The sequence below is a fragment of the Weissella paramesenteroides genome (assembly GCF_051903945.1).
Classification (GTDB): Bacteria; Bacillota; Bacilli; order Lactobacillales; family Lactobacillaceae; genus Weissella; species Weissella paramesenteroides_A.
Genome location: NZ_CP192268.1, coordinates 656,157 through 675,907, shown reverse-complemented (window position 1 = coordinate 675,907; position 19,751 = coordinate 656,157). Strand labels below are relative to the sequence as shown.

Below are 19,751 nucleotides of genomic sequence, written 5' to 3'. Positions count from 1 at the left end.
CTCCTACATTCTTATCGTGTAAAGGTCATACCCAAGTGCCAAACACTTGCATTACTTGACTGTAAATCAACTGCTTTATTATTTAGTGCCACCTTAGTTGCCAAGGCATTTCCAATTGAAACTGATACACCAGTAGCTGTTGTTGGAATATCAACTTCTTGTGTCTTACCATCTGCCACTGTACCATTCCATAATACGGTACCAGCTGCGTCGCTAACTTGCATCCATGAAGAACCATTCTCAGCCTTCAATTGCATCTTCATTGTCTTATTAGGTGCTTTAACTGAGTTATAAGTAACGGTCGTACCGCTAACTGTACCTTGTCCTAAGTCAACTTTATCAGCCTTATTTGTTTTCTTTTCAGAAGATGACTTCGATGATGCCTTGCTAGAACTACTTGTTGACGACTTTGACTCACTTGAAGCGGTCGTTGATGTCTCAGACTTCTTTGAAGAAGTATTTTTGCTAGCCACTTGCGATGTGGTCACTGATACCGTTGATTGGTTCTTTGATTCTTGCTTGGCTGAACCAGCAAATGATGAGACCACTACCCAAATAATCGCGATAATTGCGACGATGACAACACCAATAATAATTTTAGGCATCATACTACGTGTCTTATCAGCAACAGTTTCTTCAGTTTGGTGCATCCCCGCACGCGTCACATTATCAGCATCGACACGCGCTGCACTTAAATCAGGCGCAACTGTTTCGGTATCTTCATTTTCATATTTTTGCATGAAGGCAACGGCATCTAGGCCAACTGCAGTTGCATATTGACGTACAAATGCACGCTCATAAAAGGCACCTGGTAATTGATCAAATTGGCCACTTTCAATCGCCGCTAAGTAGCGTTTTTGAATTTTTGTTGATTGTTGAATATCATCAAGTGATAGACCCTTATCAAGTCGAGCTTGTTGGAGCTCTTGTCCGATGGCGCTATTGCGTTCCTCATTCATAAATCTCTCATCCTAACTTTTAAAATTTAGCATAATAAATATAATTGCATTCTATTTCATTTTAACATAATTCCGACATATCAGAACGAGCGATTACACTTGCTACTGAACTAACTGTTGTCTCAGTTAACACCGTCATCATATCATTGACTGTTAATGCTTGTAAAATAGCAATTTCGTCTTGTAGTGTGGCCTCATCAAAAGTTTGTCCTTCAAATCGAATGGCAATTTCCTCTAACTGGTTTAACTTATTGATCAAGCGACTGAGTGCATCATTTTTCACTAAATGAAAGCTGCCCTTAAGCTGATTGACCTGTGCTGGCAAGTCAGTGAGCATTTTTGAAACCTCTGCAATCACCAGTTCAGGATCTGCCGTTTCAGCAGCAATCGTTAAGTAAGCAAAATGTCGTTCCGCATCAAATTCTGCACTAAAATTATCATCAATCAAACCATCATTATACCAATCCATATAAGTTGGTGAAAATTCACCAAAGATTAAATCAATTGCTAGACTACCAATAATCGTCACCCGTAAAACATCACGACGTGAAAGCTTATTGAAGTCGATTTCCCAACGCTGGCCTAATACCACTTTATTACGAACAACATTTAATGATACTTCTAATGGTGTTGTGATAACTGGTTCAAGTTCTGGTATCAATTTAACAACTGATTTCGTTGCTGCACGTTGTCCTGCAGGTGAATTTTTAATCAAGGCTAGCATTTCCTGCTCATCAAATGCACCAGTAATCACAACATCCATATTATCTGGTTGATAAAACGCTGAAAATGCCAAATGAAGTTGTTCTGGCGTAATTTGATGGACAGAAGTTGCTGTACCGGCAATGTCTTGCCCCAACGGATCTCCTGGATATAGACGTGCCAAAATCAGCCGATATAATCTCGAATTAATATCATCCTCATACATATCAATTTCTTGCGTGATGATATCTTGTTCGCGTTGCACGGTCTCTAAGTCAAAATATGGTTCTTGTGTGAATGTTAATAATTCCTGTAAGGCTGCTTGATTACCAACCGCTGTTGAAACATAGTAGCTTGTGCGTGTCTGGGTAGTAAATGCATTGGCATTTGCCCCTAATTCACTCAATCGTGAGAAAGCATCATAATCGGGTTGTGCAAATAAACGATGTTCCACAAAATGTGCGACACCAGCAGGTTGTGATACAAGTTGCCCATGATTCATGAATAGACGATCACGCGCACCATAGTCAACTGTCACCATCCCCACCACTTGATGAAAATCTGGTCGGGGTAGCAAATGGACACGCAAGCCATTATCTAACGTGACATGCTTTCCCGCTGGAAAAAAATTCTGCGATTTAGTCTCCATTTGCGTTTCCTCCAACCATTTCATATTGTAATTGTAAAACCGCTCGTTGTGCGAAAGCTTGTACCTGCTCAGCCGTCACTGCATCAATCTTAGCCAACCATGCTTCGTCAGTTAGCTCTTGGTGCAAAACTTGCTGATTGTACAAACGATCGGCTAAATAAAGTGGTTGATCTAATGTCATCGTATATGACGTTTTCAATAATTGCTTCACAATGGCTAACTCTTCTTCAGAAACTAATGTCTTTTGCAGACGCTGTAATTCTTCATTAATTTTGGTTGTCGTGATTGCTAAATTGATTTGATCAACCCCAGCTTCTACCAGTAACAACCCAGTGTATGGATTGTAATCTGATGAAATACCATACACGAGACCAGCTGCTTCGCGAATATTTAAGAACAACCTTGAAATTGCCAGGCCACCAAATAGGCCATTAAATACATTAGCAATAAACCGTTCATCACTATTTGACATTAATGTATAACCCAAAACTAATCGTGCTTGGGTCACTTCATCCTGTGATTTGACCTGTTTAACTTGTGGCAACAAATTCTGATGATAAGTTGCCTGTAACAATTGCCGGCGTGGCGCAAAATTAAACTGATTGGTTGCTGCAATTACTTTATTAAAGTCAGCATCCCCCACCACGACGATATCAATTCGATCGTGGGCAACACTATCTTGCCAGACTTGCCAAGCTTGTTGTGTCGTGGTGGCTTCTAAACCATCAATTGTCCCAAACGCTGGTAACGCCTGGTCTGAAGTACCAAAATAGGCTTGCAAGGCTTCCCGTAACGCATAATATGGTTTATCTTCACGTAATCCAGCGACTTCATCTAGTGCCATTTCTTTTTGTCGGTTAAAAATAACTGATGTAAAGCCTGCTATTCCATCCCCAATTGGACGATTGATCACTTCATTCAAAAAGTCAAAACCATCGTTCAGAATATGACTACCAGCAGTCGTAAAACGTTCATGAACCAAATTTAATTGCAGGCGGACGGTATGTAATTGACCAACTTTGAAAACTTCAGTGCCGAAAGCTGCCCCAGTCATCTCACTCAATGCTTGTGCAAATTTAGTTTGTGAGGAATATTTTGCTGAGGCTGTTTCTAACATATTACTTGCTAGAACACGACCATTGAGTGTTTGTCGATTTAATTGTTGCGTAAAATTAACCGCGATGTGGGTTGTCGCAAATTGTTTTGTCGGTAAAACGTGGACAAACACACCCGTTTGAATTTCTTTTGTTACCACAACTGTACCTTCTCTGATGAAAATATCGCTCGTATTTTCACTTTCATTTAAAATATGTGCTAAAAATTAGCAATTGCTTTTAAGTATAACCTTTCAACTGATGACTTACCACTCTTTCCAAATAGTGTTAATAGATTTTAAATAGTTACACGGTGAGGCAATTGCTGTATTAAGGCAAATAAAAAACCAGGATAGAAATTCCATCCCAGTTTCTTATTAAAATTAAATTTTATGAAAAGATTGCTGACAAAATCAAAATAACGATCAAACCAACAACAGAAATCAATGTCTCTAGCACCGTCCAAATCTTCAAAGTCTGAGGTACGTCCAAATCAAAGAATTCCTTGAACATCCAGAAACCAGCATCATTAACGTGAGAAACACCTAGCGAACCGGCACCAATTGCTAGAACAACAAAGGCTGGGTTAACAGCTGTTTGACTGGCAACTAATGGTGCAACGATTCCGGCTGTGGTTAAACCAGCAACCGTTGCTGAACCAACTGAAACACGCAAAATCAAGGCAATGATCCAAGCAAAAATGATTGGTGACAATGATGTGTGTGAGAAAGCAGCCGCAATCGCATCAGAGATACCACCAGCAGTCAAGATTCCCTTGAAAGCAGCACCACCACCGATAACCATCAATAAGTTGGCGATTGACTTCAAGGCATTACCCATTGAGTCACCAACTTCGGCCATCGTACGGTTTTGCTTTGGCCCCATTGACCAGATAGCGAAGGCCATCGCAATAACCATCGCAATCACTGGGTTTCCAAGCATTGCAATAATCTTGTCTAAGACAGATGGATCTGTAATGTAACCTTTTTGGGCTGCATGTGACATGGCCTTCCAAGCTGCATCGCCAATTGTACCTGAGTACACTTGCTTACCGGCGTTCACTGATAACGTGTAAATCGTTGAGATAAGCATGAAGATAACTGGCATCAATGAAGTGAAGATTGCCAAACCAAATGATGGCGTATCTTCCAACTTAAATGTCTTAACTTCACCAATCGCATCTAACTTCTTAGTAATCTTAAAGGCCTTTGGCTCAACCTTTTTGATCACACGCGTAAACAATGGTCCTGCAACAATCATCGCAATGATAGCAACAACAATACCGTACATCAATACGATACCAATGTTAGCACCCAAGATGTTCGTAACCGCTGTAGGTGATGGCTGTGGTGGCAAGAAACCTTGTGCTGCTGACAATGCGGCAGCCATTGGAATACCCAAGTAAAGCAAAGGCACTTCTGCTTCAAGCGCAATTGTAAACACAATTGGAATCAAAACAACTAGACCAACTTCGAATAGCAATGAGATACCAATGATAAATGATGCCCCAGCAACTGCCCACTGCAAACGCTTCTTACCAAACTTGTTGATCAGCGTTGTGGCAATGCGATACGAACCACCTGAATCAGAGACTAAACGACCAATCATTGATCCAAAACCAAAGACAATGATCAACTCGCCCATGGTACCACCGATACCATCTTTTAAGGCACCAGCAATTCCAGCTGGATTCATACCCAATCCAAGGGCAACTAAAATAGATGTAATGATTAATGCCACGAAGGTATTAACATTTAACTTCAGGATGAAAAATAGCAACAAGGCAATTCCAAGAACTAAAATCAAAAATGGCCAAACATTAAAATCGTTTAGTAACCATTGATATAGTCCTGTAGACTTGTCAATTGATAATCCTGTTAGCATTGTGAACATAATATACTAACCTCTACAATCAAAAAATAATTTCACTCACATTTGTGTAAGCGATTGCTCAACTTAAATATTGTACACCCCTTCACTAACTTTTTACAACTGGTAAAACAGAGAGCGAGACAAAAATTGTTTTGAAGCCGGTGTGTAACGTGATTTGCGCAATTTTTGGCCGTAGCAAAGCGAAGGACAGGGATTGCGTAAATTGCGTTACATTGAGGCTTCAGACTTTTGGAACGCGTTTATGCTATAAAAATTGCAGGCTTATAGTTGATACATTTTTTGCAAAAAAAGATTGGAACACTTTCTTTTGTCCCAACCTTTCGATACATACTTTTAATTTTCATCTCAACTACCGGAAGCCACCGCCACCAGCGCCACCACCGAAGCTACCGCCACCAGAAAAGCTCGTGCCACCACCGCTACCAGTACTTGTAGCCGTAGACATTGCCCCACTGCTAAAGTGTTGGACAGCAAAGAATGGATAAAGTGAGCCATAATAATAAGCACTTTCTGCTTCATACCCTGGATAAGCAATCGTCAATTCCTCAGCCACCTCTTCAGCAATACCAAAAGCTGCAGATGCTAACATCAGATCATCCCATAACCCAACTTCTTGCGGCGTTCGTTCATCTAGCAAGGTAAATTCTTGCAAGTAATTTTTTAGCCGCGCCAGATCTAGATCGACCGCTGTGGCTGCTGGCTTTTTACGGAAGCCTTGTAGCCATGATGCCGCACGATTTGCGCGATCACGTTTACGGTCACCAGTCTTTTCACGTTTTGAATTTTCAGAGAAGACAAGATCATTTGCCTCCCCATATTGTTGACTATAATCACGGAAAGCCTTTGTTAGCGCTTCAAGTTTCTTACTGTGTTTACTTAAGTACCGGCCAAATGCTTTTTGCGTTATCACGCCATCTGTTGCGGCATTTTCAAGTAATTGGTGTAACTTTTGAATTGGTTCAGGTGTGTCTTCGGCAAGTGTCTTATCAGACAACACAAACGTTATTTTCTTCTTGTTAGGTTTCTTTTCACCATTTTTTGTTTGTATAGTCAGATAACGATCACGTATCAGTTGCAATAACCCAACCGACAAAAAGTTATTTGTTGCTGCATTAGATAACATCGCACTAAATAGCAGATAAACATTGTAAATACTACCAGTTGGTACTTCGCGATAATACTCCCCTTTGGTTTGCTTCTGTAACGCACGAATCGTTGGATAATAGTGGCGATAATTTCGATACCACAGCGTTAGCCAAATACCGCCGCCAAGGACCAAAAAAATAACGATGGTCACGACAATTATCGCTAACCGACGACCTTGGTCATTTTTTACAGTTTCACCATTTTTATAATCTTGATAATTATAGTCACTGCCTTTAAAGGCTTCTTTCATATAAGAATCAAATGATCGTGAGGTGGTGTACAGCGTACCATACGTATGTCGAGGAATTTGAACAATCATCTTAACATAATTGTCTTCTGACAAATCCTTAGTACTTTGCATTGTCACTTGGCCCTTGTCAAAGGCTGTTTTTCCTGCAAAACCAAATCCCCAAACACCATAGCCATTCTTCACTGAAAATTGATGATTAGAATCATGGAGCGTCACTTTTAGATGCTTTGGTGAAATGGCAACATCACTATTCAAAAATTGCCAAGCAATCATTTGCTTTGTGGCTGTCTGCTCGACAAAGTTACTAATTTGATAGCGAATCGTGTATTGATGCGTACCATATTTGGTAATTCCCCAGTTTAACTCATTACCATGCTGCCCAAATTTGTACGCCTTTTGCTGCCGATTGTCATCCGTCTGCCAGTTTAGTTGTCGGTTAAACTGACGTCCATCCATACTGACCTGATAGTTCGATAGCGCTTGTGGGCCAACCAATTTCACAACTTTATAGATTTCACTACCTTCATCAGCAGTTACTGACCAATTTTCAGTGATTGTTGCCGTTCCTTGATCGTTCAACGCAACATCAATATTCATGCGATTAACTTTTTGTTCAGCCGAAATACTCTGGCCATTCCCTAGCATGAAAAACGAGGCAATACACGCCAGAAATAGTAACCAGAGAGTCTTTACTCTGATTTTTCCCATTGTGGCATCTCCTGTTTTTCTGGCGTATTTTCGAAATACTTCTCCTGATTAAAGCCCATCGACCCAGCAATCATAAAGTTAGGAAAGACTTGCATTGACCGATTCAACTTGGTCACTGAATCGTTATAAACCATTCGTGACAAACGAACCTTGTTCTCAAATTCATCGACAGCCGTCATTGTTTGTTGATAAACATGACTAGCCTTTAAATCTGGATATTGCTCAGCTAAGGCATTGACAACACCCAATACCCGATTGAATTGTTGTTCATCCGCATTAACATCAGCAACATCAGATCGTTCCGAAACATTTTGACGAGCATTAACAATCTTCTCAAACGTTTGACTTTCATATGTTTGATATTTTTCGGTTGCTTGCATCAAATTAGTTAGCGCATCCCAACGGCTTTCAATTTGTGCGGCAATTTGCCCCATGGCGTTACGTACATTCTCACGGAGCCTAACTAGTTGATTGTAAATGGCAATTAACCAAACAACAATAATAACGATTACGACACCAATAATAATTCCCCATACCATATCAATCTCTCCTGTTCTATTTTGTTAGATTATCGAGATACTTCTACGTACTTTATAACATAAAATGAACTAAAAATCATTGCATAACCTCTCATTGCAAGTAAGCCTGATGATACCAAGCATAAACTGCTTTGGCGTCTTTTTCTGGCAAGTAACGAATTTTAATTGTCAACTCGGTATTACCACTTCGCAGACGAATCACCAAATGGACAAGCCCTGTCTGCCGCATCAAAATACTTTGGGACAATTGCATTGATTGGACATTTTTCTTAGGCATATAATAGCGTTTTTTACCAAACAAACGACCAACTTGCGCCACCAAAATTTGATGTTCAGTGATACCGACTCCCGTTTTTTTGCCCGTATATGCCCCTAAGGCCCACGTTACTGGCAATAAAATCAGAGACAACAAGCCAAACGGACGGAGAAAAATACAACTTGGCACACATATTAGTACCGCAAGTAATAACCGGTTACGAATCAGGGCCCATCGACCACGTGCATTAGCCCGCCACCATGATTTGGCTGTCGCATCTTTTATTGGTAACCAATCAATAAAAGCGTGCATCTGCTGTTGCACATCTTTTGACTGTACGACGGGCATAATCACCACACCACCACTTTGTTCATCATCAGAAGCATTTGCAGCAACCAATGCCTGAACTGTTGTTAAATGTAATAATTGTCGCAACCACGATTGGATATAGACAACACTTTGTATGCGATTTAGGCGAACCGTCACCCGACTAGTTTGAAAAAAGCCCTTAGTTGTTGTTAACTGTGTACCATGTTGCACAATTTTAAAATGATAGTATCGTTGAATAATCAACAAATAAGAAATGACAACCGCTAGCAATATGACAAACACAATGTCAAAAATAATCACGGCTTCTGTCTGCTGACTAAACCGACTAACCAATTGGGTGAGATAATGTTTTGGTAGAATATCATCTAGACGATTATAAACAACACTTATTCCCAATAAAATTGGCACTATACTAAATGAAGTCACCGCATATAGATTTAAATCGCGCCACTTAATTTGATACTGTTGTTTCACTTCATCATCACGATGCACAGCATTCGTCGATGACATTGGTTGATCGTTTATTTCTGAATGAGCATTCTGTTTTAATTGTTCTAGTTCGTGCACTTCTTTTAAAGAAATAATCGGCAGACTAGCATCTGCTTGGTTATCAACGTGTGCAGATGTTTCAATTTTTAAACTAACCAGCTGGAAAGGTTTCATAAAAAACCACTGTTTTGTCTGAAATGTTTGAATTTTTGGATAAGTTAAGTGAAGTTGTTGTTTGTTAAATAAACCTTGCTTAATCATAATTTCATCGGCTGAAATAGTATAAGTTAGCGTAGCATAACGACTAACTATTAAAAAAACACCCACACAAAGCGCAGCTAACAACCACCACCATAATTGATTAGCCACACCTAACAGCAGTAAAACCCACCAAGTCTTCACTTCTTCAACCAAAAAAATAACTAATGCTAATGGATGAAGATGCTTTGTTTTAGCTGTCATAAACATCCTCTTCCTTTGCTAGATCCATAATTTGATTTTTTAATTTAGTTGCTGTTGCCAGGTCGACCCCGCCAATTTCATGGACAGCTGCTGCCGTATGAATCTTAACGGATTGCAATTTGTTCAGTTGTAGCAATGGACCAGCCGACAAGGTGACATCTTGAATTCGTAAAATTGGCACCGCTGTTGTTTGACGAACGAAAAAACCAGTCGTAATTTCAACATCATGTACCGAAATCTGATACCGCCAAAATTGATAACGGTATGGAATCAAGCTAAATTCTACGCTCGAAAAAATCACACCAATAGCGGCTACCACCCATATCAACCACACTGGCCATGCGAAAAAATAATGACATACGATGACGCCTATTACGATACCGACCGCAATTAATAAATTAATCGTTGCTTGCAACCGCCACACTGTTTTAATCTTCTCAGGTAATTGTTGTCCCATTTTATAGAAATATCCATCCCTTCCTTTTATGGGTTTAAGCCTACCATATTAAGAATTTAGATTGCAAACGACTTATGGAGAATGAGACAAAAAAGATCAGATCCTTTTTTAGGTTCTGATCTTTTCGTCTAAAGTCTAATATTTACTTCTCAATATGTGTTCGTTGATAATCCGCAATTGCTTTATATTCTGTTTGCAATTGACGTGATAGTCGAATGAAAATTGGTGTCAATTCACGATATGCATCGTAGTTTTCAGGATTTGGTTGGTAAGTATTTGCTTCCCCAATCATGTCACCAATGACTTCCAAATTATCAATTAATCCTAATGCCTTTTGTGCCATCACTGTTGCTGCCAATGCACCTGATTCAAATGCAGTTGGTACAGTAACTGGTTGCTCGAAAATATCAGCAGCCATTTGACGCCACAATGGTGAACGAGCGAAACCACCCGTTGCTTGAATGGCTGATAGGTCACCAACAACTTCTTCAAGTGCCAATGAAACCATATAGATGTTAAAGATAATCCCTTCTAAGACAGCACGAACCATATGTGCACGCGTATGGTTGTGTGTCAAACCGAAGAATGAACCACGTGCATTAGCATCCCAAATTGGTGCGCGTTCGCCACCCAAATATGGATGGAATAGCAAACCATCAGCACCTGCTGGAATCTTTGATGCAATTTCAGTTAACAAGTCATATGAATCAATTCCTAATAATTCAGCTGTCGACTTTTCTGAATCGAACATGTTATCACGAGCCCAACGGAAAACATCACCACCGTTATTAACTGGTCCACCAACGACCCAGTGATCCTTATCCAAGGCATACGTAAATGTACGACCCTTTGGATCAATCTTCGGTGCATCCGTTACCACTCGAATAGCCCCTGATGTACCGATTGTGACCGCTGCGACACCCGGTTGAATCGCATTAACCCCTAGGTTTGATAATGGGCCATCACCAGCTCCATAGATAAATGGTGTATCAACATCCAAGCCCATTTCTGCTGCATATTGTGGATTCATGCCTTTTTCAATCGTATATGGATCAACAGGTTCTGGTAATTGTTCCTTAGTGATGCCAGTTACTGACAATGCTTGTTCATCCCAGTCCAAATTAAAGATATTAAATAGACCCGTTCCCGAAGCAATTGAGTAATCCATCTTATTGGCACCAAATAAACGATTAAACAAGAACTCCTTAATACCAAGATAGTGAACAGCATTATTATAGATACCAGCATGCTCGTTTTTCAACCAAAGCAACTTTGACAAAGGTGCCATTGGGTGAATTGGTGTTCCTGTCTTACTGTAAATTTCTTGACCAATACCATTTGACTTTAATTCTTCTGTATACTTCACAGCTCGTGCATCAGCCCAAGTAATCACGCGTGTCAAAGGCTGCCAGTCAGCATCAAATGCAATTAATGAATGCATTGCTGAACTAAATGAAACACCTAAGATTTTGCCTTCTTTTGCTGAACGTGTCACTTGTGCCATCGCATCAGTGAAAGCTTCCCAAATCTCATCTAGGTCTTCTTCAGCCATATCTGGTGCATCACGATATAGTTTGTAACCCTTATTTGCACTTGCAATCACATGTCCTATTGTATCAAACAAGACAACTTTTGTTGACGTTGTTCCCAAGTCAACTCCAATTAGGTAATCCATTAATAAAACCTCTCAAATCCAATATTTTGTTCAACGCTTACTTTAATTTTATGTAAAAAACTTACATTTTGCAAACAAAGTCACGAAAACTTTTTTCTATCTTGTTTCATTTCCGGGATGACCACCGGCTGGTCGATAAACACTCCGATTATCTAATGCCCATTGACGAGGCGAAAATTCACCTGGATTAGTCTCAGCTAAAGCATTATCAAAACTCTGCATACCAGCATCCAATTCATCAAGTTGATGCAACACATTGGCTTCTTTAATCATCGGACGTACCGGCGAACCATATTCTAGTAAACCATGATGTGCCAAAACTGTGTGCCGCAAGATAATCATATCTTCACTTTTCAGATCGATCTGTAATTCTGTGGCTGCTAAAACAATTTCTTCATCAACTAATATAATATGACCAATTAAATTACCGGCAGTTGTATATTGTGTTGCGACCGGTCCTGACAATTCAATCACTTTGCCAATATCATGCAATAATGCGCCAGCATATAACAGACTAGCATCTAAATTATCATATTGCTTGACCACAGCTTGTGCCAAATGAACAATGGACAACGTATGAAAGGCTAACCCACCAGCAAACGCATGATGATTACTTTTCGCAGCGGGAAATTGTAGAAATTGCTCACGATATTTACCAAGAATATGACGAACAATTCGTTGCCAGTTAGCATTTGTTATCTGAAAAATAATTGCTGAAACTTCTTCAGCCATATCTTGTTTTTTCATTGGTGCTGCCGCCACAAAATCTGCTGGATCTTGTGGTTCACCAATTTTACTTGGTCGAATCGACAAAACTTTTAGTTGTGGTTTATCTTGATACGCCTGACGCACTGCTTGGATGTAGACCACGATTCCTGCATGTAACTCATTGACCTCGGCATCGGTCGTATCCCACTTCATCCCCTTAATGTCCATTGAACGGTCAGCCAATTGTAAAGCTAAGTATCGTTTTCCCTGCTGTGTCACCCGTGCATCAACTTCTTTGAGTAATGCAAAGGTTTCAACACGTTCATCTAATTGATAATCCTTTAATTCTTTTGCCAAAATAGCCTCCTATTGTTGATGAGTCAATGTTAAGACATGTTTGCCCTGTGTCTTTTGGGCTGTAAAGTAGAAAATTTGTTGCTCAGATGATGCTAAATCTGCTAATAATGTCAACATCGTTTGTCGACGTTGCTCATCAAAATCAACAAAGGCATCATCAATCAACAATGGTAATTGCAAAGTGGCAGTGACGTTTTTAACAAAAGCTAAACGTAGCGCCACATACAATTGTTCTGCTGTCCCCTTTGATAATTGATTCACACCTAAAATCTTGCCATCATTTCGAACTACTTTTAACAAGGTCTTCGTCTGCTGAATCGTTTGATAATGATTATCAGTCAACTGCCTTAAAAATGTTCCTGCCTGAGCCAAAAGATTTGGTAAGCGATCAGCAATTGCCGCGTTTAGGGCTTGCTTAATCCATTCACTACCTAACCGATCAACAAAATATTGCGTTAATTGTTGATTAACAACAGCCACTTGATTGGCGACCACTTGCTGTTGATGTTCAATCGTATTATCAGTCTGCAAGTTTTGCAACTGCACATTGATTTCAGCTAGTTTTTGATTCAATTGATTTTTTTCATCCTGAATGCGTTGCAAAATGGTTTGTTGATCTGTCATTGCTGGCTTATCGTCCGTTGCAATTGCGGCTTGTGCGGCGAGTTCATGTAGGTCAGCCCCTTTTAGCTGTTCTTCAAGCATATTCGCCTCACGTTGTAAGTCATTAATATGACGTTGGGCATCACGGCGCTGTTGTAGCATGGCTACATCCTTCACCCCGAGTTTTTGATACAATTCTTGTAACGTTTGTTGTAGATTAGCCCGTTGTAACTGCTGTTGTCCCATGGTTTCTTGCTTGATATGAATATCTGCTAGTCGTTTACGGTATTCATCAACCGTCAATCCCTCACCCAGCCAATTTAAAGCCGCTCGCATCTTCACAAGTTCTGACATCATGGCTTGTTGGTCATGAATAATTTGATTATTTGACAACATCATGTCGTTAATCCGTTGGATATCTGTTTGTGCGGCAAAAATATCAGCTGTCGCCATTTGCTGGTAGGCAGCAGGCAAATCTTGTTGAGTGTTAGCTACCACATTTGTTTTCTGCTGACGACTGCCCCACCAACCAAGCAACAGACTAATTAGCGCTAATAGAATACCTATTGCAACATGACTAATCAACAATGCACCAATGATGATCAAACTACTAATGATTATCGCGATAATTAACCAGCTATTCTTAGTTGATTGTTGTCCCGTTTCCTTTTGGCCACCCAACTGACTTTTTTGCTGATCAGTTAATAACGGTGGTACTTGTGTCCAATGATATTTTTCTAGTAATGCTGTTTGCGCTTGAACCGCTTTGACTTGTTGTTCAGCTAAATTTTTTTGTTGATTTTCTAACTTCTCTAATTGCCTTAGTGCAACCGTTGCCGATTCAACCTGTTGTTTCGTTACTGCAGTCGTAACCATGACGTCATCTAAGGCCGTCAACTGTTGACGTACACGATCAGCTTTGTCGGCTGCCGTTAAATCTAATGGTTTACCAGTTGCTTTCACTTGCTGTTTAATTTGTTGCCAACGTCGATATACCGGTAACAAATGCACCTGGGCTTGTTGATGATTCATTTGACCTTGTAATTGGGCTTGTCGTTGCTCTAAACTCGCCACACGCTGGGTCAAATGTTGTGCCTCAGCTTGTAATTTATCCAATGATGGTTGTTGACGCAAATTATTTTGTAACTGTTGACGTTGCATTTGTAAATTCGCCAACGCTTGATTTAGTTCACGATGGGCCGTTTTTGTGCTACCAAATTTCGCAGTTGCTGTTTTATCCCAACGATTCGCAACTTCTAGCCAGTTCTGTGCACCTGGCGTAGCAAGTGTGCGTAAGTAGGCTGCAAAGTCATCCGGTTTCAATGAAAAGATATTCATTAAAGCTTCTTGATCAAAACTAAAAATTGCTAAATATAATTCACGATCAACTGGTCCCAATAGCTTTGTTAGCATGGCTTCTGGATCAGCAAATTGTTGACCACTGCCTACAGCAGTTAATGTCGTCACTGTCTGCGTCCTTCCCAGACGCTCGAGTTCATAAAGCTGGTGATCAACTTCAAACTGCATACTACCACCATATGGTCCCTTGTCTAGGGGTTCATAGGTGTTGATTTTACGTCCTTTAGCTTGTGGAAAACCAAATATCATATCAAATAAAAATTGATGTAACGTCGTTTTTCCGGCTTCGTTTAGTCCTTGAACCACTTGTAACCCTTGAACGAAATCAAATGTTTGCTGATTAAACTGACCAAATCCAACAATATGCACTTTTTTAATCCACATGATATTCATCCCCTATCTGTGACAAGTGTAATTGTGTTTTAACAGCTTCCTGTAAAGCTTGTAATGTCTGCGCATTTAAAAAATGATCGAGCACATCGACATCCGTAACTTGTTTTAATCCCATCTTCTGCAATTGTTCACGGGTGAACACATCGCCAATGGTTTCCGACCAATAGCGTTCATCAACTGCTGGTAATGGTAGGTGCTGCTCTTGTGTTTGTGCATGGATTTCATAAATAAAAAACATATCGGTGGTTTGTGCTGCAGCAACAAACTGTGCTAATAGTTGTTGGTTCACAATTGCTGACAATACATTAGGATCCTCAGTTATCAGATTTAATGAAATTAATTCAAATTCATCCTTCATCGCAAACTGTCCTCGGACATATTGCACAACTGTGCTCAGGTCACGTTCAGTACGTACCTCGGCTGTTACCCAGGTTATTGGTGCAACCGGAGTAAATGTCGGCACTAATTCATTTCCCTCACTTTCCACCATGTAATATCCCTTAGCACCAGTTTCTGTTTTATCCAGTCCTTGAATACTACCAGAATACCCGATGAATGGCTTTTTTTGTAAGGTTTCACGTACATGAATATGACCAAGCGCCCAATAATCATAATGTTTCTGTTGCATCGCTTGCAAATTAAATGGCGCATAGTTTCCTGAACCAACCTCGCCCATAGATCCATGATAAATCCCAATATGCCAATCATCTTGAGTTGATTTAATAGGAAATTCAGCAACCTGATCTGTTGTTATATGCCGCTGTGTATATGAAAAGCCTGAAATGGCTACAGACTCATGATTTTTTGTCTGCATGTGGTATGTTGTCACGTCTTTTGGGAATAATGTGACATTTTTAGGAAATGTGGGTACCCGTTGCCAATCAAGAACGTAGTCATGGTTACCAAAGCCCACATAGACCGGAATATTTTCCGTTGCTAATCGCTCTAGCTCCCTGACTAAATCTAATTGTGCACGTGCATCAGGAGTAGTTGTATCGAACAAATCGCCAGCCAATACAACGAAATCTACCGCCGCAGTGATGGCATCATCCACTAATCGATGGACTGCCGTTTCAGTTGCAGCTTGTAACTGATCGGTTAACCAATCTGGTGTCATTGATAGACCACCAAATGGATTGCCAAGATGCAAATCACCAGCATGAATAAACTTCATTTTTCTAACCCCTTTTTTGTTTTATAAACGCGTTCCAAAACGACTTTTGTCTCGCTCTATCAATTTCATTATATTGGAGATTGTCTATAAAAAAAAGAGTGGCGCGTTGCGACACTCTTTTTTGAATTTGGTAGATTGATACCTACTAAAATTATCTTGATTATAAGCTTATAATTTTTATAGCATAAACGCGTTCCAAAAGTCTGAAGCCTTAATGTAACGAAATTTACGACATTCTTGTCCTTCGCTTTGCTACGGCCAAAAATGACGAAAATAACGTTACATACCAGCTTCAAAACAACTTTTGTCTCGCTCTCTCACTTAGTTTTGACCGTACAACTCCGCAATTGGCTTTGTAATAATGTCATTGATTTCCATCAACAATTGGTTCAAACCTTTTTCAGCTTCAAGCATCTTCTTTAGAGAATCATACTTTTCCATCTCATTGGCAACTTCTTGCCAAGCTTTGATTTGATCTTCTGCTGGTTCATTACCAGATTGAACTGCTTGGTTGATTTGCGTTTGTGCTTGTTGGAAACGAGCAAAGATAGCTTTTGCTTCTGGCTCACCCTCAACAGCCGCAATGGCATCACGCAAGGTCTTGTATTGTGCTGTTTCACGTAAATTTTCAGCAACTGCATTAACATTATCGTAAATATTAATCATAAATATATATTCCCCATCCCTTTTAATTATTCCATTATCTCATATTTTATTATCATTGTGGTAATAATGATTGAATTCCGGACCAAGCTTTTTTCGCACCATCTTTGACATTACTCCAAGCACTGGAAGCACCATTTTTAATATCATCACCAATACCAGAAATATTATTGGCAATACCATTTTTCTTATTTGAAGCAGCATCCTCAGTAGCCGACAACTTTGCACGGACACTTTTCACACTAAATTTCGTCTGTGCCGTATTCGGCAGTACTTGTTCAAGTGTTGTCTTCATCAATGGTCCAGCCGTCTGTGACAAATAAGCTGAAATCGTATGACTCGCATCCGTTTCATCATAACCAGTCCATGTTGTCACAACGACGTCTGGTGTATAGGCAATGGCCCATGAATCAGTCGCGTTGTCACTGGTTGAGTTAGTTCCCGAAACTTCAGTCGTTCCGGTCTTACCGGCAACATCATAGCCGGTTGGATCAGCTGCAACCCCGGTTCCATGAGTGTATACGCCAAGCATCATTGAGGTCATTTCATTAGCAACACGCTTCGACCATAGTCGCGTATGCTTTTCTTTGGCTTGGGCAATTGTCTTACCTGAAGCATCAACAATTTTTGTAATGAAATGACTACTACTCATCTCTCCACCATTTGCAAAGCTTGTGTAAGCTTGCGTCAATTGTAACGGTGTCACACCCTTTTTCAGACCACCAATAGCAAGTGCTAAATTCTTATCAGATTTTGTTAATGGCAAACCTGCCTTAACCGCAGCATTATAACCTGCATTCACACCCATTTGATCAAGTAACCAAACGGCTGGAATATTGTAAGAATTTTCCAACGCCTTGTACATTGGTATTTTCTCACTAGTGTAATTACCATAGTTTGATGGTGAATAACCATTCGTTCCAAAACTCATCGTACTATTCTTTAGTTCAGAGTCATACGAGAAACCACGCGATAATGATGGCCCATAATCAACAATCGGTTTGATCGTTGATCCTGGTGAACGATATGACTGTGTTGCACGATTAAAGCCTCTAAATACATGATCTCCACGACCACCAATAATTGCCCGTACACCACCAGTTTTTGCGTCCATTACTACCGAAGCTGCTTGTGAACCTTCACCGATTGGATTCAAGGTCGCATCAGCATAATCATTTTGTAAATTAGTTTGATCCTTTTGATTCAAAGTTGTATAAATCTTATACCCATCATCCAAAATATCTTGCTCTTTCAAGCCATATTTACTCATAGCCTCATTAATGACTGAATCAAAATAATACGGATAATTGTAATTTGAATTATCAACTTCATGGTTCGTTGCCCCTAAGGCAAGTTTTGCATTGTAATCGGCTTGTGCTTGTGTCAAATACTTTGTTGCCACCATATTTTGTAGCACTTGGTCACGACGTTGCTTAGCGGCATCTTTATAGGTTAGTGGATCATAACCATTTGGTGATTGTAACATACCAATTAACATAGCACTTTGTGAAACTGATAAGTTGGCCGCACTGACACCAAAATATTTCTCAGCGGCATCCTGAATTCCCCAAACACCATGACCAAAATAAGCATTATTTAAATACATGGCCAAAATATCATGTTTAGAGTATTCTTTTTCAACTTGAATTGACAAAAATAGTTCACGTGCCTTACGAGTAACGGTTTGATCTTGACTCAAAAAGGCATTTTTCACTAATTGTTGCGTCAAGGTTGACCCACCAACAGACACGCTACTACCACGTAAACGATACCAAATAGTTGTCAAAACACCACGTGTCATCCCACGAATTGAAAAACCATGTTCCTGATAAAAATGACGATCCTCAGTTGCAATCACCGCATTAACTGCATGTGGTGAAATATCACTGAATTTAACATACGTTCCCTTTTGACCAGACAAACTACCGGCTTTATTACCAGAAACATCATAAATTTCAGTAGTTGACTGAAGACGCTTTTTCAAATCAGAAACATCTGTCGTTTTGGCCTCAAAAGTTCCTAAAACGCTCACTACCAGAATAATCGATAGGAAAAGCGCAATTAACCATCGATTAATTTGAAACCTATGCCAGAACGGACCAAAGGTCTTTCTTATCCATGCATAGAACGGACGGAAAAATCGTTGATGCCATCTAATTAACGGTCCAAAAAATTTTCGTAACCAGTTAGTCACCGGTGTCATTTTTTGATGGCACCAATCTTTTAGTCCTTTAAAAAATTCTTTCATATTATTGCATCCAATTATTAAATTGTTCAACCAAAGCAACTGCTGCATCAGCTGTTGGCGTTGTGACATATATTGTATTATGACCAGCTAGTGTGCCAATCACGTTAGGCATTTCTGCAGCATCAATCATGGCAGCTAGCCGATTACCATTTCCCTGTGTTGTTTTTACCACAACCATAAAAGATACTGGGGTAATTTCTACGGCCATATCTGCAAAACCTTGTTCAATTTGATTTTTATCACTAACAGTTGTATTAGTTGCATCTGCCATCACTTGATATCTTGATTGACCAGTTGCATCGGGACGACGCACAATCCGCAATTCTTTGATATCACGCGATACCGTTGCTTGTGTGACCGCAATCCCTGCATGTTGTAAACGATGCAGAATCTCTTCTTGAGAATCAATCACATTATGTGCCAATATTTCAAGAATCATTGCTTGCCGTTCTTGCTTTTTCAAAGCCATGTTTCATTCCTCTTTTTTACTTAGTCATTATGACTGGTAATCTATCGCCGTCACTTATACTATTTTATCATAATCGGCTATTTCACTTAACTTTAGCTTATTTTTAGCACAAAGAGAGCGAGACAAAAGTCGTTTTGAAGCCGGTGTGTAACGTGATTTTCGTCATTT

Annotated in this window: 15 protein-coding genes; all 15 read right to left on the bottom strand. The window is 39.9% G+C overall.

Features of this window, described 5'->3' with window-relative positions; translation table 11 throughout:
• Positions 1–11 precede the first annotated feature (11 nt).
• The 15 genes from ACQ4QH_RS03165 to ACQ4QH_RS03095 all read right to left on the bottom strand — a co-directional run bounded on the left by ACQ4QH_RS03165 (position 12) and on the right by ACQ4QH_RS03095 (position 19,583).
• A complete protein-coding gene (locus ACQ4QH_RS03165; protein WP_439819257.1) occupies positions 12–959 on the bottom strand; it encodes a helix-turn-helix domain-containing protein in 948 nt (315 codons plus the stop codon).
• 61 nt (positions 960–1,020) lie between these two features.
• The gene (gene yfmH / locus ACQ4QH_RS03160; RefSeq protein ID WP_439819256.1) at positions 1,021–2,310 is read right to left on the bottom strand and encodes an EF-P 5-aminopentanol modification-associated protein YfmH; all 1,290 of its coding nucleotides are present in this window, start codon (positions 2,308–2,310) and stop codon (positions 1,021–1,023) included.
• Complete coding sequence (gene yfmF / locus ACQ4QH_RS03155; RefSeq protein WP_439819255.1) at positions 2,300–3,565, bottom strand: EF-P 5-aminopentanol modification-associated protein YfmF; 1,266 nt, start codon at positions 3,563–3,565, stop codon at positions 2,300–2,302. The genes yfmH and yfmF overlap by 11 nt, the downstream gene beginning before the upstream one ends.
• 229 nt (positions 3,566–3,794) lie before the next feature.
• A complete protein-coding gene (locus ACQ4QH_RS03150; protein ID WP_131473711.1) occupies positions 3,795–5,297 on the bottom strand; it encodes a gluconate:H+ symporter in 1,503 nt (500 codons plus the stop codon).
• A gap of 349 nt (positions 5,298–5,646) precedes the next feature.
• Complete coding sequence (locus ACQ4QH_RS03145) at positions 5,647–7,401, bottom strand: DUF2207 domain-containing protein (protein WP_439819254.1); 1,755 nt, start codon at positions 7,399–7,401, stop codon at positions 5,647–5,649.
• Positions 7,383–7,940, bottom strand: a complete 558-nt coding sequence (locus tag ACQ4QH_RS03140) for a LemA family protein (protein ID WP_439819253.1) — start codon at positions 7,938–7,940, stop codon at positions 7,383–7,385. Before ACQ4QH_RS03140 ends, ACQ4QH_RS03145 begins: the two co-directional genes overlap by 19 nt.
• 91 nt (positions 7,941–8,031) lie before the next feature.
• The gene (locus tag ACQ4QH_RS03135; RefSeq protein WP_439819252.1) at positions 8,032–9,477 is read right to left on the bottom strand and encodes a PH domain-containing protein; all 1,446 of its coding nucleotides are present in this window, start codon (positions 9,475–9,477) and stop codon (positions 8,032–8,034) included.
• On the bottom strand, positions 9,467–9,934 hold the full coding sequence (locus tag ACQ4QH_RS03130) for a PH domain-containing protein (RefSeq protein WP_251940150.1): 468 nt from the start codon (positions 9,932–9,934) through the stop codon (positions 9,467–9,469). The genes ACQ4QH_RS03135 and ACQ4QH_RS03130 overlap by 11 nt, the downstream gene beginning before the upstream one ends.
• 142 nt (positions 9,935–10,076) lie before the next feature.
• Entirely contained in the window at positions 10,077–11,609 is a 1,533-nt protein-coding gene (gene gntK, locus ACQ4QH_RS03125) for a gluconokinase (protein WP_439819251.1), read from the bottom strand.
• Between the two features lie 96 nt (positions 11,610–11,705).
• Positions 11,706–12,674 (bottom strand): 3'-5' exoribonuclease YhaM family protein, encoded by a 969-nt coding sequence (locus ACQ4QH_RS03120; protein ID WP_439819250.1) that lies wholly within the window; start codon positions 12,672–12,674, stop codon positions 11,706–11,708.
• A gap of 9 nt (positions 12,675–12,683) precedes the next feature.
• Entirely contained in the window at positions 12,684–15,020 is a 2,337-nt protein-coding gene (locus ACQ4QH_RS03115; RefSeq protein WP_040760289.1) for an ATP-binding protein, read from the bottom strand.
• Positions 15,010–16,203 (bottom strand): metallophosphoesterase family protein, encoded by a 1,194-nt coding sequence (locus ACQ4QH_RS03110; RefSeq protein ID WP_439819249.1) that lies wholly within the window; start codon positions 16,201–16,203, stop codon positions 15,010–15,012. The genes ACQ4QH_RS03115 and ACQ4QH_RS03110 overlap by 11 nt, the downstream gene beginning before the upstream one ends.
• A gap of 321 nt (positions 16,204–16,524) precedes the next feature.
• Positions 16,525–16,869: a YlbF family regulator gene (locus tag ACQ4QH_RS03105; protein ID WP_002827516.1), complete on the bottom strand. Its 345-nt coding sequence runs from the start codon at positions 16,867–16,869 to the stop codon at positions 16,525–16,527.
• Between the two features lie 52 nt (positions 16,870–16,921).
• Positions 16,922–19,114: a transglycosylase domain-containing protein gene (locus tag ACQ4QH_RS03100; protein WP_002827517.1), complete on the bottom strand. Its 2,193-nt coding sequence runs from the start codon at positions 19,112–19,114 to the stop codon at positions 16,922–16,924.
• 1 nt (position 19,115) lies between these two features.
• The gene (locus ACQ4QH_RS03095; RefSeq protein WP_002827518.1) at positions 19,116–19,583 is read right to left on the bottom strand and encodes an arginine repressor; all 468 of its coding nucleotides are present in this window, start codon (positions 19,581–19,583) and stop codon (positions 19,116–19,118) included.
• Positions 19,584–19,751 lie beyond the last annotated feature (168 nt).

Excerpts from the sequence above, each read along its gene's own strand:
- ACQ4QH_RS03130 (WP_251940150.1), bottom strand. The coding sequence starts at position 9,934 with ATGGGACAACAATTACCTGAGAAGATTAAAACAGTGTGGCGGTTGCAA.
- gntK (WP_439819251.1), bottom strand. The coding sequence starts at position 11,609 with ATGGATTACCTAATTGGAGTTGACTTGGGAACAACGTCAACAAAAGTT.
- ACQ4QH_RS03095 (WP_002827518.1), bottom strand. The coding sequence starts at position 19,583 with ATGGCTTTGAAAAAGCAAGAACGGCAAGCAATGATTCTTGAAATATTG.
- ACQ4QH_RS03105 (WP_002827516.1), bottom strand. The coding sequence starts at position 16,869 with ATGATTAATATTTACGATAATGTTAATGCAGTTGCTGAAAATTTACGT.
- ACQ4QH_RS03135 (WP_439819252.1), bottom strand. The coding sequence starts at position 9,477 with ATGACAGCTAAAACAAAGCATCTTCATCCATTAGCATTAGTTATTTTT.
- ACQ4QH_RS03140 (WP_439819253.1), bottom strand. The coding sequence starts at position 7,940 with ATGGTATGGGGAATTATTATTGGTGTCGTAATCGTTATTATTGTTGTT.
- ACQ4QH_RS03100 (WP_002827517.1), bottom strand. The coding sequence starts at position 19,114 with ATGAAAGAATTTTTTAAAGGACTAAAAGATTGGTGCCATCAAAAAATG.
- yfmH (WP_439819256.1), bottom strand. The coding sequence starts at position 2,310 with ATGGAGACTAAATCGCAGAATTTTTTTCCAGCGGGAAAGCATGTCACG.
- ACQ4QH_RS03165 (WP_439819257.1), bottom strand. The coding sequence starts at position 959 with ATGAATGAGGAACGCAATAGCGCCATCGGACAAGAGCTCCAACAAGCT.
- ACQ4QH_RS03110 (WP_439819249.1), bottom strand. The coding sequence starts at position 16,203 with ATGAAGTTTATTCATGCTGGTGATTTGCATCTTGGCAATCCATTTGGT.
- ACQ4QH_RS03145 (WP_439819254.1), bottom strand. The coding sequence starts at position 7,401 with ATGGGAAAAATCAGAGTAAAGACTCTCTGGTTACTATTTCTGGCGTGT.
- ACQ4QH_RS03150 (WP_131473711.1), bottom strand. The coding sequence starts at position 5,297 with ATGTTCACAATGCTAACAGGATTATCAATTGACAAGTCTACAGGACTA.
- ACQ4QH_RS03115 (WP_040760289.1), bottom strand. The coding sequence starts at position 15,020 with ATGTGGATTAAAAAAGTGCATATTGTTGGATTTGGTCAGTTTAATCAG.